Origin of the sequence: Collinsella sp. TM04-29 (assembly GCF_003466565.1) — a bacterium.
Taxonomy (GTDB): Bacteria; Actinomycetota; Coriobacteriia; order Coriobacteriales; family Coriobacteriaceae; genus Collinsella.
On record NZ_QSPW01000002.1, the window covers coordinates 81935 to 96522 of the forward strand.

Sequence of the window (14588 nt, forward strand, 5' to 3'; positions counted from 1 at the left end):
GGTGGGCGCTACACGCGCGTCGCATCCTTGGGGCTCATGGTCATGCTCTGGAAGCGGTTTTCCATGTACTCGTTATCGAAGTGCTCTCCGTAGAACTGTGCGACGGGAATGTCCGGCTCCGTGCCGTTAACGCGCTGGTACCAGTAGTCGAGCGACTGCAGCGTCATGACGCCGTCGACCAGCATGATAACGGTAAAGATGACGGTGGCCGAGTAGCGGCTCTTCCAGGGGATCTTGTTGATAAGCTTAAGCAGCCTCGGCAGCAGCAGCTTGATCCAGATGAGGCCGCCCAGGCCCCACAGGCAGGCGAAGCCCGTGCAGGTGCGTCCGCCCGTGAGGACCACGAGCGGATCGGGCAAACCGAACAGCGTTATGTGCGAGTAGCTCCACGAGACCACGCCAAACGCGGTCTGCATAAACCAGCCCACGAACACCTCAAAGCTGGCGCCGAGCAGGGCGCTCACCAGGAAAATGATGATGGGGTTCTTTTTGTAGAAGCGGTTAAGCACCATGGTCATGAGCACGGCGCCAAATCCGTAGATGGGACTGAAGGGACCAAACAGCATGCCGGCGCGGTTCTGGTAGACGCCCGGGTCGTCGACCGTCATGTGCCAGATGTCCTCGGCGATCAGGCCGAGCACGCAGCAGACAAAGAATACCCAGAACAGGTTGAAGTAGTTGAGCTTGATGTAGCCTTCGCCGGTTTCATCGCGCCCGAGCATGCCCTCGGCGGCGGCGTCGCGGTCGAGCATCTCCTGCAGGCGGCGCTGCAGTTCGCGCTCCTGACGAAGCGTGGGGTCGACGGTTGCCGAAAGTGCGACGAGGATGCCGAGCTGGATCGCGGGACGCAGCAGGAAGGGCCCGATGCCCTGGAGCATCACGTCGACCAAAAGCTCGACGACGGTGAATGCAATAAGGATGTAGGACAGGCGGGCGGCGTTGCGGCGCTGGTTTTTGATAAGGTCCAGGCCAAAGATGATTAGGATGACGGCACTTGCCGCAGAGAGCATGATGCCGGCGACGATAAGGCCGACTGCGACGAGCGTGTTGTCGCCGAGGTTGGCGGCGGCGTTGCCGTTGATGAGCGCGGTGATGACCTGCCACATAAAGGCGCCGACCGAAGGGAGCGTGCCCACGCCGGACAGGATGCACAGGACGGCGTACACCTTAATGATGAGGGGGATCTTCTTGACCTCCGTGGCGCTGGGGACGCTGGGGTCGAGTTCGTTTCGATCCATACAGAACCTTTCTCGCTTTGTTGTAGGTTATAAGGATACGCCGCCGACCTGCCAAAAGACAGGACGAACGTCCCAATTGCAACTTTGTAATCCCCAACGGTGGACGCGGCGGCCATCTGGGGGCGCGGGCGCTTGCACTGGACAGACCGATAAAATGTTTGGCAACAAAACTGATTATTAGCTCGGTGGGCTTTTAAAAAGCGCTGTTCATGCGCGGGAGTGCTTGTCTTGCCGTGCGTATAATAGGGCAGGTAACGCCAAATAACGAGGCTCTGAGGGGATGCCATGTCTCAAGAAACCATCCACGCGGCCGAGCGCGCCGCGGGACAGGTGAAGACCATGTCGACGTATGATCCGGACTCCGACCAGCTGCATGAGGAATGCGGCATTTTTGGTGTGTGGGCACCCGATCGCGATGTGGCTCGACTGACGTACTTTGGTCTGCGCGCGCTGCAGCATCGCGGCCAGGAATCGGCGGGAATCGCCGTGGGCGACGGCGGCACGGTTATGGTTCGCAAAGACCTGGGACTGCTCGATCGCGTGTTCTCCAACGCCGACCTGTCGACGCTCTCCGGTCAGCTGGCCGTGGGCCACGTGCGCTATGGCACCGCCGGTGCCAAGAGCTGGGAAGCCTCGCAGCCGCATCTTTCTACCATCAATAGCGTCATTATCGCGCTCGCACACAACGGCACTCTGGTCAACACCGACGAGCTGCGCCGCCAGCTGATCGAGCTGGGCGTGCCATTCCTCTCCAATTCGGATTCCGAGGTCGCGACCAAACTCATCGGCTACTTTACCCAGCGTACGGGCCATCTGCGCGAGGGCATTCGCAAGACCATGGAGCTCGTGCGCGGCGGCTACGCCATGACGCTCATTAACGAGCAGGCGCTCTACGCCTTCCGCGACCCGCACGGCATTCGCCCGCTCGTGCTGGGCAAGCTGGTGGACGAGGGTCTGGACCAGGCCGATGCCGCAGCCGTTTCGCAGCTGCCGTCGCAGGACGGCGCTGCAACGGTCGACTCCGCCGTCCGTGTCACGCGCGCCGGCGGCTGGGTCGTTGCTTCCGAGACCTGCGCACTCGACATCGTGGGTGCCGAGTACGTCCGTGACGTCCGTCCCGGCGAGATCTTGCGCATCAGCGCCGAGGGCCTGGTATCCGAGCAGGGCGTGCCTGCAGCCGAAGAGCCCGCCAACTGCATCTTTGAGCAGGTCTACTTTGCCCGCCCCGACTCCATCATGAACGGCAAGAGCGTCTATGCCTGCCGTTACGACATGGGTCGCCAGCTGGCACACGAGGAGCCCGTCGAGGCCGACCTGGTCATCGGCGTGCCCGACTCCGGCCTGCCGCCCGCGGAGGGGTATTCGCACGAGAGCGGTATTCCCTTTGGCGAGGGCCTTATCAAGAACCGCTACGTGGGCCGTACGTTTATCGAGCCTACGCAGGAGTTGCGCGCCATGGGCGTGCGTATGAAACTCAACCCGCTGCGCGACAATATCGAGGGCAAGCGCCTGGTCGTCATCGACGACTCCATCGTGCGCGGCACCACCATGGTGCAGCTCGTCAAGATGCTGCGCAACGCTGGCGCCAAGGAGATTCATATCCGCATCAACTCGCCCGAGGTCATCTGGCCGTGTTTCTACGGTATCGATACCGACGTGCAGTCGCAGCTTATCAGCGCCAACAAGACGGTCGACGAGATTTGCGAGTATATCGGCGCCGATTCGCTGGCCTTCCTTTCGGTCGAGGGCCTGCTGAAGGTCATGCCCAAGGGCGGCTACTGCGATGCGTGCTTTACTGGACGCTACCCCGTGGCGATTCCCGAGAGCTTTGGCCGCGACAAGTTCATGGAGGGCTTTAAGCCCCGCAACCTGGACAAGCCGCTTCACTTTGACGACGACGCCGTGGTCGAGAAATACGACGACCGCAGTTGGGAAGAGGAACACGGCGAGGCCTAAAACCTGCCATTTAGGGACAGGTTTATTTTGGTAGGTTTCACCTGCTGTTTTGTTGATATGACGGCGCGTGCTGTTATGGCGCGCGCCGAAATGAACGCAACTATGAGCACCGTTTGGCGCCCGCGCGGCGCCACGGTAATGGGAGAGGAAGGCTCAGATGAGCGACAGCAAGCATGTGACGTATGAGGATGCCGGCGTCGATACCGCCGAGGGCGGCCGCGCCGTTGACGCTATTAAGCAGATGGTCAAGGACACCAATCGCCCCGAGGTTATCGGCGGCATCGGCGGCTTTGGTGGCTTATTCTCGGCCGCCGCGCTTAAGGATATGGAAGACCCGATTCTGATTAGCGGTACCGACGGCGTGGGCACCAAGCTCGTCCTCGCCCAGATCATGGACCGTCACGAGACGGTGGGCCAGGACCTGGTCGCTATGTGCGTCAACGACATTTTGGCTTCGGGCGCCGAGCCGCTGTTCTTCCTGGACTACGTTGCCATCGGTCACATCGAGGCCGAGCACATGGCAAAGATCATCAAGGGTGTGGCCGACGGCTGCAAGCTCGCGGGCTGTGCGCTCGTGGGCGGCGAGATGGCCGAGCACCCGGGCGTTATGGCTCCGGCCGACTACGACCTCGCCGGCTTTACCGTGGGCGTCGTCGATCGTCCCAAGATGCTCGACCCCGCGAACGTCCGCCCCGGCGACGTGATCCTGGGCCTGCCTTCCACCGGCGTGCACTCCAACGGCTACTCGCTCGTGCGTAAGGTCATCGGCGTCGACGGTATTAAGCCGGGCACGCCCGAGGCCGCCGCTAAGGCCGAGGAGCTGAGCCGTCCGCTCGAGGAACTCGGCGGCGCATCGCTGGCAGACGCTCTGCTGGCCCCCACGCGCATCTATGTCAAGCCGATTCTGGAGCTGCTGCGCGGCGGCGCCAACGTGCACGCTATCGCCCACATCACTGGCGGCGGTATTACCGAGAACCTCAACCGCGCGCTCGCCGACGACGTCGACGCTGTGGTCACCCGCAACGGTGCCGAGATGGGTTGGGACGTTCCGCCCGTCATCACCTACGTGTCGCGCCAGGCCGAGCTCGCGCCCAACGAGGCATGCAAGACCTTCAACATGGGCGTTGGCCTGTGCCTGATCGTCGCCCCCGAGGACGAGGCCGCGGTTACCGAGGCCCTGGTTGCGCTGGGCGAGAAGCCGTTCCGCGTGGGCGAGTGCGTTGAGGGTTCCGGTAAGGTCGTGTACTCCGATGAGCGCTAACGAGCAGATGGCTGCTAGTGAGGGCCTGGGCTTTGTGCCCTACACCCGTCCGACCGGCACCGATACGGCAGAGCCGCTCAAGATCGGTGTGCTCATCAGCGGTTCGGGTACCAACCTGCAGGCGCTGATCGATCTGATCGCCGCCGGCAAGCTCAACGCTTCGATTGAGCTTGTGGTGTCGAGCCGTCCTTCGGCCAAGGGCCTGCAGCGCGCTGAGCGCGCGGGCATCCAGACGCTCACGCTGTCCAAGGATGTCTACGCCGACCCTATTGCCGCCGACGAGATCATCGCGCACGAGCTTCTCGAGCGCGGCTGCGAGTATGTGGTCATGGCCGGCTACATGCGCATGGTGCACACGCCGCTGCTGGCGGCGTTTCCCAACCGCGTGGTCAACTTGCATCCGGCGCTGCTGCCGAGCTTTACCGGTGCGCATGCGATTGACGATGCCTTTGCGCGCGGCGTCAAGGTAACTGGCGTGACCGTGCATTTTGCCAACGAGATCTACGACAACGGTCCCATCATCGCCCAGCGCACACTGGCTGTTGAGGAGGGCTGGGATGTCGACACGCTCGAGGAGCACATCCACGCGATTGAGCACGTGCTGTATCCCGAGGTCGTGCAAATGCTCGCCGACGGTCGCGTCCACGTGCTGGAGAGCGGCAAGGTCGCAATTGATGCGGCGCGTTAGTCGTTGGTTCGTGTTGGCGGTTAAGCGTTAGAGGTGCGCTTAGCCGCCATTTTTTATGCATTGCGATCTACGTTGTTTGAGGCAAACAATCGCTACAGCTTGATGTTCATAGTCCAATTGCTTCGCCAAGAGGCGCGCTCCGGCAAGAGATTAATTTAGCCTAATAGAGCCATTTGCTCTTCTTTGTGCTCGGGATACGCCGGACCATAATCAAATGATAATGCGCTAAATAATCTTATGGGGATAATCAAATTATCTTTTGTACGGGTGCTGTCTGTTGGGAGCAAAGATGGGTGCACAATTATTTTCGAGACGAACAGCAATTAAAATGGCCGTTGCCGCGGCTTCTGTCCCGCTGATTGGTCTAGTTGGATGTGGTGAGAAGTCGATTGTTGGAACTTGGGCAAACGACGACGGAGACGAAATTCTCCAATTTGATGAGAATGGTGATTGTTCGGTTCCTTTTACCTATAACGGTGCGTGGCTGGAAAGCTGCGATCGCTATACGATTCAAGAAGACGAGACATTGGTTCTAAGTAGCAGTCAAGGAAATATCAGCTCTCAACATTGGAAGAAAGCCAGCAGCAAAGAGGAAGCTGAAGAGGCGGATGATAGGCTCTATTTTCTCAATGGGGATGAGCTTGTTATCAACAACGAAACGTACACGAGAGAATGAGAGCTAAGGCACGCCGACCGTGTGAAGATGGGGAATGCCATAGATGAATACCGTGCCGGGCTCGTGACAAACATCATTGTCACGAGCCCGGCACACATTAAAGTAAAAATTGTTCACCAGTCCGCATCCTCTTTTTGCTCAGATTGAGCCGTTTGCTGCTAGTGCGGTTGTTGCTCAGATGCCGATTGAGTCCGATGCTGACTTCGCGCACGAGACAGGGTTACCGGAGTCATTCGAGAAATCGATGCTATTCCTATGGGGAATAGCATCGATCAGTCCAGGATATTCCCTCAGAAACCATTCATATCGATTCTTTGCGCTGAGGTGCCCGATGACGTTTTCGACTTTCCAGTGATTGTGTCATGCACTCTCAAGCAACGAATTATAAATGGACAAAAGTTGAGGGATGCTTTCTACTGCTCTGCAGAAATCCGAAATTTTAAGCTTAATGAGAGTGCAATCCGTTAAAGCTTCGAAACATTCAGGAGAGGGCATTGTTGTGTCTGCGCTTGGCATAACCGGAGTGCCGGGAACGAAGACGAGACAATCGGTTACTTCATCTCCGTCGGCTGAGAGGCCATACGCTCTGGCTATGCCCTTTTCTAATAAGTGAAAACAAGTTTGTTTTGGCCGAAATCAATTATTTTCGATCCTTTTTCGCGGGCAGCTTGTGGAACTTCAAAGCGGTTCTTCCGTCGACAATTATGGTGCTTCGACTGCGGTCTGTCACAGGGGCGTTATCAAATGCTAATGCCTGTTTGTTGCCAGCGTGGATAATAAAATCCGTCTAAAAAATTTCGTGTTTGATTTCGAGCCCAAACGAGGGCTATGGCATTAAAGCCACCATGTTTTCTAGAAATTTGAACGGTGGGGCCATATCGATTGCGAGATTTTGAAGGGTTAATTGTCTCGTTGGAGGGTGGGGCTAATGAAACCAAAAAAGGAAACCGTTGCATTGCTGTCATTTGGCTTGGGTCTTTTTGCGCTGGTCTACGGGCTAATAACAAAAGCGATGTTATCTCATCGTTATACGTTTAAAGCCCCTCTTACCAGCATGGAGCTTTCGGTTTTAGCAATTATTGGAATCGGATTCGTTCTATTGATTGTCGGTGCGCTTCTATTTCTAAGTGTGCGCTATGCATCCAAGAATGTGGTTGATATTGATTCGACGCGGAATAAAGGCAAAGTATGTCCTTATTGCCAAACCCGGATTATAGGAGATGCAAAACATTGTCCGAACTGTGGTCAAGAGTTGGGTCAATAAGAAGGGGCTTGAGATGCCGAGGACAACGATAACGATTTGTGCGCACGGTCAAATTGATACGCCAAGGGTCTTAGAGATTTGGAAGAGCATTATTGAGGGCGCCGGTTTTCAACAGAAACTAATTAAGGGTGAACCTTGTTGGTCGAAGGGCGACGGCGTGTTAATGCTGCAGCGTAATTTTACGATCGCTTTTGGCGAAAGGGAAATTGTGCTTGAGGGATGGATGGGCGATGCTCTCTTGGGCGAATCCGATTTAACGGGCGTTAATGGCTGGATGCAAAAGAAAAAGATGAAAGGGCTCCTGTCCCAAGCGGAGGGTGCAATCAGGAGCATTGTCTAGACTGCATTAGATAGCGATATAGCGTTTATTGATGACTGAAATGCATAGCTGGGCCAGAAATATAAGAATACTGGTAGCCGGGTGCCCGATTTAATTTGGACACCCGGTGATTTCGTTTATCTTGCCAACAAGCTTTAAGTCAACGATGTTCGGCCGCCATTGGCTTCTGGAAAGACTTAGGTTAAGTGGCAAGTGATCGATGGTAAAGGTCAAGCGAAGAATATGGATATGCCACCATCTTCGGTTGGCCGTGATTCATCTTGGCTTGATACGGGCATGCAATTTTTGTCGCGAGTGACGTCAGGGCATGGCTTTTTTATTGCGTGATGCCAAGATGGATCGGATCCAAGAAACGTTGGATGACATTAAATACTGGGAAATTCGGAACGGAGGCCGCAAGTAGCTGTGTCGAGATTGCGCGGTTGAAACGAAAGGCCTTAATGCGTGGCGCAAGACAGATGATGTCATTGTGCCGCAGCGACATGTTATGTCTGCTGGGGTGCTGTATGTTGGGGACCAGACCGCCATCGCCTTTTGCGACAATGGCTGGTTAGTAATTGATTGCGATAGTTAACAGGCGGGCTATGAGGAGGATATATGCCACTGCTGCCAGTTGATCATGAGCCATTCCATCTTGATGCAGGTGAACGATCCACGCCGCGCATTGAGTTGATTTATGATCTTGAAGAAGAAGCGCGAAGACTTGAAGATGACTATCAGGTTCTAGTGGATGCGTTATGCGACGATATCGTTAAAAGCGAGGGCGAAGATGAAATACGGTCGAGTATCGAGCATCGAATCGGCATGCTGATAAACATCAAAGAGAGCCAGCGCCTCTGCTATGCCCAAATTGAAGACTTGGTGCCAAGACGTCATCCTTGTCCGATCCCTCCAATGAAAAAACGTCCCAATTGCTGCGATGAGATCGAATGCCAATGCTGCGGTACAAAAAACGAGATAGATGCTCAATTCTGTAAAGTATGCGCTAGCCCTATTGATATGGGCGACATATGGCGTTATTGCAAGAAGTGTAGGGTTGCATACAGTAGAGAGATTAACTTTTGTCCTGAATGCGGCTCAGCAATAACCGTCGAGATAAAACGTAAAAGGAAATAGCGTTTCGCTGCTATATGTTTGCCCTTACGCGCGAAAGCGTGATCGGCGACATACCCAAAAATGATGAGATGCGCGAATGGGGGACCCTATCGATAACCCCCGGATACTCTTCGAGGAACCATTTGTAGCGGTCGCGAGCCGGCAGCAGCCTAAGCGCGGATTCGGTTTTATAATGATCGTGCCAAGCCCTTGATAGATATCGGTTAATGAGAGTTGCAAGTCCTGGATTATATTGGGCTTTATTTTGAACATCGCTTATCTTAAGAAGAACGAGCGTGCAGTCTGTTAAAGCTTCAATATAAGTCGGAGATGGAATGTCAAACTCGGGGCTAGGCATTACAGGCATGCCCGGTTCCGCCATTATGCAGTCAGTGATTTCCGAACCATCGCTTTGTAGAGAATACGAACAGGCTACCCCCTGTTTTAAAAGGTAAAACCATTTTTGCTGGGTACCCATTTCAAGGATAATTTCCCTTTTTTGAAATTGCTGGATTGAAGCCATTGCCACTAGCTCGGCTAATAGGTTTTGGTTGTCGCAAGGGGCGTACTGACAGAAAAAATTCGGATCTAGGGACACGGAATCGCTCCAACGGGCACATATCGTTAACAAATGCTAACCAAGAATAAGATACGTCGTCGGGGGGGGGGCATTATCAAATGCTAATGAGATTCTGGCTTTTTCGGAAATTTCAGAAATACATAAAAATGGAGTGCCGCTGCGCCACTATTTGCCAGCTGTGTTTTTCGTTGCTGTGCCGCTGCCGCTCGATTTGTTCGAAGGACATGATGCTGGATAAGGACAACGCCCATTTACTTGGCGATAGTCACTAGTTTAATCACATTCCCTGCTGCTTGAGTTCCTTTTGACGCCGGGGCCAGATCTTCTTGCCTGTCAATTACGGTAGTCGACTCTTTCGCAGAGAACAAAGCTTCCAGCATTGAGATTATCTGGGAAAACGATCAGAAAACTTGGCCTTCAGCTTCAAATTGCGCAGAATTCTATTTATCATCTATTTATCATTTTGTTATCAAAATGAGCGCAAGGAGGTAGGCTCAATGGGTGAAGCAGATGGCATGGAGCTGATTTATTCACTTATCGGCTATCCTGATGAAACCGAGTGGCTTGAGTTTAAAGAGAGTAATAGCGACCCCATTAGAACGGGGCGTGACATCTCTGCGCTTGCCAACGCCGCCGCTTACTGCGGCCGTGCATATGCCTATAAGATCTGGGGCGTGAGCGACGATACTCATGAGCTTGTGGGTACCCAGTTCAACCCATATCACGCAAAGGGCAAGGGAAACCAAGAGCTTTTGATGTGGCTCAAGCTTGCGCTCTCAAACAATGCGAATTACGAGTTTGCGGTTATTGACCATGAGACAAAGCACTTTGTGGTGCTGAAAGTGCACGCCGCGAATGCTCAGCCGGTCTATTTTGATAAGACCGCCTACATCCGAGAGGGATCTTCGACGGCAGAACTGCTTCCTGGTAGTGCGCGAGAGGCGGAGCTGTGGCGTCGCTTGCAGGCGGGGAACGCGGAGCTTGCTGTAGTTGAGAGCGATCTGACGCCTCAAGAGGTCGCCGAGATTCTGGATATTGATGCATATTTTGAGCTGTGCAGATTGAGGAGACCCGTCGATCTGGACGGAGTAATTCTTGCTCTCTGTGAGCAAGAGCTGATTCATCGCCAAGACAACGGCCGTTATAGCACGACGCGCTTGGGGGTGCTTCTGGTGGGAAAGAGGCTCTCTCGCTATCCGGAGCTCAGAAAACGCATGCTGCGAATTGTGCGATATGCGGGAAAAGGCAGCTTTGACATTATTGGTGATACTGAAATCGATAAGGGTTACGCTTTAGCGCTCCCGCAGGCTGAGCAACTGATCATGTCGATGATTCCGGCTGTTGAGACGTTGGATGGCGCATTTCGACGCATCCAGACGGCCTACCCCCAAAGGGCGATTCGCGAACTGCTATCAAATGCCGTGATCCATCAAGACATTGCTGACAATACGGCGGGGCCTCTTGTTGCGATTTACGACAATCGCATCGAGTTTTCTAATCCCGGGACAACGCTTATTCCGGCAGAACGCGTGCTCAACGCGCAGCCGAAAACGCGCAATTCGATGATGGCGTCTCTCATGCGCCAAATGGATCTTTGCGAAGAAGGCGGTACGGGCTGGGATTTAATCGTAGATTCGCTCGAAAAAGCCGGCATGCCTTCACCGGTTATCAAGAGTGAGGGCGGGCTGGGAACACTCGTGACGCTCTATTGCGATTGCCCATATACTCGAATGAAAAAAAGCGAACGAAAAAATGCTGTGTACTGGCATGCTTGTCTTTTGTACGCCCAAGGCGAGTCGATGAGCAATCAGTCACTGCGAGAGCGTTTTGGACTTTCCGATGAAAAGAAAAACACGGTGGCGATGTCTCGTCTAATCAGAGAGTGCCTGGAAGAGACATTGATAAAGGAAGAGGACGAGGATGCGGGCGCCAAATATCGAAGGTATATTCCGTATTGGGCCTAAAGGGCAGAAGTGGGAAAATGAGACAGCTTGTGTTTGTTAATGACGAAGCGCTTTTGTGACTTAACTATCGAAAAAGCTGAGGGGGCATATGGAATCACATGTGCCCCCTCAGCTTTTATTGCCTTTTTGAGTTTGGACCCTGGATAACGTGACGGGTGTTATTTGCATCCCAAGAAATCCGATAGGGCTCCGTCCGTGTGCGGGCGGGGTCCTTTTGCGTGGCCTTTCATGTTTGCTATACTGCTAGCAGGTAGAGAGGAGCCGCTATGGGTACGGCAACGGTGCAGCTCAACACACGAATCGATCCTATGCTCAAAGCTGGTGGCGACGCGGTCCTGGCTCGCAATGGATTGGGGGCGAGCGATGCCATTCGCGCGCTGTGGGTCTATCTTGTCGAGCATCAAACGTTGCCGGGATTTATGGTGGCGGATAAGCGCGAGGCGCCCCGTGCGGAGAGCCTGGCCGAGCAGGGGTGTGGCCTAGTTTTTTCCTCGTTGGGGCTAAGCGCTTCGGATTTTGCGCCAGCTGAATCGTCTGTGGAAGACTGGGATGCCGTACGCGATGATATGTATGACGCGATGATTGCCGACATGGAGGCGAATTGCCGATGATCGAGGCAAAGCACCTGCTTGTGGATACGAATGTGTGGCTTGATTATTACCTGCAAGAGGGGGCATTCCACGAAGCGAAGCGCCTGGTGGAGCTTGCCGAGGCGGGAAAGATTGACCTTCTGTACGCGCCGACGACGGCAAAGGATGTGTTCTACATTTTGCCTCGGCGCCTAGCCCGGCGGAATGCGAATGGGATTAACGTGTCGTTTGCCTCGGCGTCGTGGGCCTGCATTGAGCACATGATGCAGGTGGCGACGGCCTCTCCGCTTTCGTTGGCAGAGTGCGAAATGGCGCGCATGCTTGGCAAGCACATGCCGGATCTTGAAGACAACCTCATCATTGCTTCGGGCGAGACGGCAGATGTCGACTATGTGGTCACGAGCGACCGGCGCATGCTGGAGGCGATGCCCGAAGTTTGCCTGACGCCTGCCCGCGCTCTCGAGATGATCGGGATCCTCGACTAACCTTGCCTGTCTCGTTTCGCTATCATATGGGGCATTGTGAACCTCATGCAACTTTGGAGGACGGTATGGCGGATAACGCCGAGATGCTATTCTCGCCCGAGCTGGTGTTTTTTGATTGGGAGTGTGCGACGCCGGATGAGGTGTTTGCGCAGCTCGAGGACGAGCTCGCTCCGCGCGGCTACATTGCCGAGGGTTGGCTCGACGCCGTCCGCACGCGCGAGGACGCCTATCCCACGGGTCTCGCTATGCCGGCGGCAAACATCGCCATTCCGCATACCGATCCGGGATTTGTGGCCAAGCCCTATATCGCGGTGGTAAAGCCCGCTGCACCTGTGACGTTCAGCGCGATGGCGGGTATGGGCGCCCCGGTGCCGGCGCAGATTATCATCAATCTGGGCATTGCCGAGCCGGGCGGCCAGGTCGAGGCCCTGCAAGCGCTTATGAATATCTTTATGGATGCCGACGCTGCAGCCGATGTACTCGGCCAGACCACGCCGCAGGGCATGGTCGACGCCATCCGCCGCCACTTTTAAGGCCGGCACTTGGGGGCTGTCCCTAACTGTCGGCAGAAAAGGAACGTCCCTAACTGTCAACTGCCAGACCTGTCCCCTTTGCACCAAAATGGTGCAGATTAACCCGTCTCCCATGCACCAGGCGTGTCGCGGGGGCTGCGTTGTGACACAATGGCGTTTGTTCGATTCGTGATGCGAAAGGCCAAACATGGCAAATAAGAAAAAGAACCCCGAGGTCGCGCCGGCGTCCGAGCAACGGTCCCGCGCCGCCTCTAGCTCTCGCAAGAAGCAGCGCAAGACCTATGTGTCCAAGACCGTCAAGATTGTCCTGGTGGTCATCGGCGTGCTGGCGATGCTGCTCTCCGTCTCGGCCATGGCGTGCTCCGGCCTGATGTCGCAGACCGAAAGCGCCAGCTCGGGCTATAAGCTCACTGGTGGCGTGGCTGCCACCATCAACGGCACCAACCTCACCGAGGACACCGTGACCAAGCAGATCATGAGCATGCGCACGTCCTATGGTTATACCAAGGACAAGGATTGGGCGCAGTACCTGGTCAACAACGACCTTACGCCCAAGAAGTACCGCAAGCAGCTCATCGATTCCTACACGCAGCAGATTCTGCTTCAGCAGGCGCAGAAGGAAAACGGCGTGACGGTGTCGGATGAGGAAGTCGAGAAGGCTTGGAAGGACGCGTGCAAGAGCGCGGGCGGTGCCAAGGCCTTTAAGAAGACCCTCAAGACCTACGGCTACACCGAAGACACCTATAAGAGCTCGCTCAAGGAGAGCCTGGCGCAGCAAAAGCTCAAAGATGCCGTGGCGCCCACAAGCAAGCCCAAGGACAGCGAGATTGTCGATTACATCAACGAGAACCTGTCCAACTACAATGACGCCCGTCGCTCGTCGAATATTCTGATCAAGGTCGATTCCGACGCTTCCGACGAGGACAAGGCCGCCGCCAAGGCCAAAGCGCAGGAGTGCCTGGACAAGATCAACTCCGGTGAGCTGAGCTTTGAGGACGCCGTTGAGCAGTACTCCGAGGACACCGGTTCCAAGGAGAAGAAGGGCGATGTGGGCTGGGATAAGCTCACCACTTTCGTCGACAGCTACCAGACGGCACTCGAGGGGCTCAACAAGGGCGACGTGAGCGAAGTCGTCGAGTCGACCTATGGTTACCACATCATCAAGTGCACCGACTACTTCCATGTCGATAATCAGGTTGATGACATCAACCAGGTGCCCAAGGCCATCAAGAAGTATGTCTCCAACGTGGTGAAGACGCAGGCGGCCAGCACTGCATACAGTGAGTGGCTGGAGCAGTACAAGAAGGACGCCGACATTACCGTCAACCCCATGCCCAAGGACGTACCCTATAACGTGAGCCTGAAGGGCGTCACCAAGAGTTCGACCGACGATTCGTCGACGACTGAGTAATCATGGGGCGGTGCTCGCGCGAGTGCCGCCCACGCTATTGAGGAGGATTTGAAGATGACCAACGAAGAGCTGCAGAAGGAAATGATCGCGGCCATGAAGGCCAAGGACAAGGTTCGCCTGTCCATCATTCGCCAGGTTAAGGCCGAAGTGAAGAACATCGAGGTCAACGAGCGTCGCGATGTGACCGAGGAAGACGTCAACAGCATGATCAAGCGTCTGATTAAGCAGACGAGCGAGACGCTGGAGATGTCCATCAAGGCCGGCACCGACCAAGAGCGTACCGACAACCTGACCGAGCAGGTCAAGATTCTGGAGAGCCTGCTGCCCGCGCAGGTTTCGGGCGAGGAGCTCGAGGCTCTGATTGAGCAAGTTATCGCCGAGCTGGGTGCCACGTCCAAGAAGCAGATGGGCCAGGTCATGGGCGCTCTGGGTAAGGCCACCGGCGGCAACTTCGATAAGCCGGCCGCGGCAAAGATCGTCGGCGCAAAATTGGCGTAAGTGCCGGCC

General features: G+C 55.3%; 15 protein-coding genes. 13 read left to right on the top strand and 2 right to left on the bottom strand.

Annotation, left to right across the window (positions count from 1 at the left end):
* Positions 1-8 precede the first annotated feature (8 nt).
* The gene (locus DXD39_RS05960) at positions 9-1238 is read right to left on the bottom strand and encodes a putative ABC transporter permease (RefSeq protein WP_117803464.1); all 1230 of its coding nucleotides are present in this window, start codon (positions 1236-1238) and stop codon (positions 9-11) included.
* Between the two features lie 285 nt (positions 1239-1523).
* Here DXD39_RS05960 and purF point away from each other — a divergent pair, with 285 nt between their 5' ends.
* The 7 genes from purF (at position 1524) to DXD39_RS05990 (ending at position 8539) form a co-directional block, all read left to right on the top strand.
* Positions 1524-3194, top strand: a complete 1671-nt coding sequence (gene purF / locus DXD39_RS05965; protein ID WP_117803465.1) for an amidophosphoribosyltransferase — start codon at positions 1524-1526, stop codon at positions 3192-3194.
* Between the two features lie 157 nt (positions 3195-3351).
* Positions 3352-4455 carry a phosphoribosylformylglycinamidine cyclo-ligase gene (purM, locus tag DXD39_RS05970; protein ID WP_055251557.1) on the top strand — a complete coding sequence of 368 codons (1104 nt, stop codon included), beginning with the start codon at positions 3352-3354 and terminating at the stop codon, positions 4453-4455.
* Complete coding sequence (purN, locus tag DXD39_RS05975) at positions 4445-5143, top strand: phosphoribosylglycinamide formyltransferase (protein ID WP_117803466.1); 699 nt, start codon at positions 4445-4447, stop codon at positions 5141-5143. The genes purM and purN overlap by 11 nt, the downstream gene beginning before the upstream one ends.
* Before the next feature lie 289 nt (positions 5144-5432).
* The gene (locus DXD39_RS05980; RefSeq protein WP_117803467.1) at positions 5433-5819 is read left to right on the top strand and encodes a hypothetical protein; all 387 of its coding nucleotides are present in this window, start codon (positions 5433-5435) and stop codon (positions 5817-5819) included.
* A 928-nt stretch (positions 5820-6747) separates the two neighbouring features.
* Positions 6748-7083, top strand: coding sequence for a zinc-ribbon domain-containing protein (locus DXD39_RS10085; RefSeq protein WP_147347894.1), 336 nt, complete (start codon positions 6748-6750; stop codon positions 7081-7083).
* Complete coding sequence (locus DXD39_RS05985; RefSeq protein ID WP_158565456.1) at positions 7061-7423, top strand: hypothetical protein; 363 nt, start codon at positions 7061-7063, stop codon at positions 7421-7423. Before DXD39_RS10085 ends, DXD39_RS05985 begins: the two co-directional genes overlap by 23 nt.
* Positions 7424-8020: 597 nt before the next feature.
* Positions 8021-8539, top strand: a complete 519-nt coding sequence (locus tag DXD39_RS05990) for a zinc ribbon domain-containing protein (RefSeq protein WP_117803469.1) — start codon at positions 8021-8023, stop codon at positions 8537-8539.
* 10 nt (positions 8540-8549) lie between these two features.
* Here DXD39_RS05990 and DXD39_RS05995 read toward each other — a convergent pair whose 3' ends face one another.
* Complete coding sequence (locus tag DXD39_RS05995; RefSeq protein WP_117803470.1) at positions 8550-9116, bottom strand: Crp/Fnr family transcriptional regulator; 567 nt, start codon at positions 9114-9116, stop codon at positions 8550-8552.
* A 479-nt stretch (positions 9117-9595) separates the two neighbouring features.
* Here DXD39_RS05995 and DXD39_RS06000 point away from each other — a divergent pair, with 479 nt between their 5' ends.
* The 6 genes from DXD39_RS06000 to DXD39_RS06025 all read left to right on the top strand — a co-directional run bounded on the left by DXD39_RS06000 (position 9596) and on the right by DXD39_RS06025 (position 14579).
* Positions 9596-11062, top strand: coding sequence for an ATP-binding protein (locus DXD39_RS06000; RefSeq protein WP_117803471.1), 1467 nt, complete (start codon positions 9596-9598; stop codon positions 11060-11062).
* A gap of 266 nt (positions 11063-11328) precedes the next feature.
* Complete coding sequence (locus tag DXD39_RS06005; RefSeq protein WP_117803472.1) at positions 11329-11673, top strand: type II toxin-antitoxin system RelB/DinJ family antitoxin; 345 nt, start codon at positions 11329-11331, stop codon at positions 11671-11673.
* Positions 11670-12137, top strand: coding sequence for a PIN domain-containing protein (locus DXD39_RS06010; RefSeq protein WP_199572139.1), 468 nt, complete (start codon positions 11670-11672; stop codon positions 12135-12137). The genes DXD39_RS06005 and DXD39_RS06010 overlap by 4 nt, the downstream gene beginning before the upstream one ends.
* A gap of 65 nt (positions 12138-12202) precedes the next feature.
* Positions 12203-12670 (top strand): PTS sugar transporter subunit IIA, encoded by a 468-nt coding sequence (locus DXD39_RS06015; protein WP_117803474.1) that lies wholly within the window; start codon positions 12203-12205, stop codon positions 12668-12670.
* Positions 12671-12857: 187 nt separating this feature from the next.
* A complete protein-coding gene (locus DXD39_RS06020; protein ID WP_117803475.1) occupies positions 12858-14081 on the top strand; it encodes a peptidylprolyl isomerase in 1224 nt (407 codons plus the stop codon).
* A gap of 54 nt (positions 14082-14135) precedes the next feature.
* On the top strand, positions 14136-14579 hold the full coding sequence (locus DXD39_RS06025; protein ID WP_006235801.1) for a GatB/YqeY domain-containing protein: 444 nt from the start codon (positions 14136-14138) through the stop codon (positions 14577-14579).
* Positions 14580-14588: the final 9 nt, after the last annotated feature.

Excerpts from the sequence above, each read along its gene's own strand:
- purM (WP_055251557.1), top strand. The coding sequence starts at position 3,352 with ATGAGCGACAGCAAGCATGTGACGTATGAGGATGCCGGCGTCGATACC.
- DXD39_RS05990 (WP_117803469.1), top strand. The coding sequence starts at position 8,021 with ATGCCACTGCTGCCAGTTGATCATGAGCCATTCCATCTTGATGCAGGT.
- DXD39_RS05960 (WP_117803464.1), bottom strand. The coding sequence starts at position 1,238 with ATGGATCGAAACGAACTCGACCCCAGCGTCCCCAGCGCCACGGAGGTC.
- purF (WP_117803465.1), top strand. The coding sequence starts at position 1,524 with ATGTCTCAAGAAACCATCCACGCGGCCGAGCGCGCCGCGGGACAGGTG.
- purN (WP_117803466.1), top strand. The coding sequence starts at position 4,445 with ATGAGCGCTAACGAGCAGATGGCTGCTAGTGAGGGCCTGGGCTTTGTG.
- DXD39_RS06015 (WP_117803474.1), top strand. The coding sequence starts at position 12,203 with ATGGCGGATAACGCCGAGATGCTATTCTCGCCCGAGCTGGTGTTTTTT.
- DXD39_RS05980 (WP_117803467.1), top strand. The coding sequence starts at position 5,433 with ATGGGTGCACAATTATTTTCGAGACGAACAGCAATTAAAATGGCCGTT.
- DXD39_RS10085 (WP_147347894.1), top strand. The coding sequence starts at position 6,748 with ATGAAACCAAAAAAGGAAACCGTTGCATTGCTGTCATTTGGCTTGGGT.
- DXD39_RS06010 (WP_199572139.1), top strand. The coding sequence starts at position 11,670 with ATGATCGAGGCAAAGCACCTGCTTGTGGATACGAATGTGTGGCTTGAT.
- DXD39_RS06025 (WP_006235801.1), top strand. The coding sequence starts at position 14,136 with ATGACCAACGAAGAGCTGCAGAAGGAAATGATCGCGGCCATGAAGGCC.
- DXD39_RS06000 (WP_117803471.1), top strand. The coding sequence starts at position 9,596 with ATGGGTGAAGCAGATGGCATGGAGCTGATTTATTCACTTATCGGCTAT.
- DXD39_RS06020 (WP_117803475.1), top strand. The coding sequence starts at position 12,858 with ATGGCAAATAAGAAAAAGAACCCCGAGGTCGCGCCGGCGTCCGAGCAA.
- DXD39_RS06005 (WP_117803472.1), top strand. The coding sequence starts at position 11,329 with ATGGGTACGGCAACGGTGCAGCTCAACACACGAATCGATCCTATGCTC.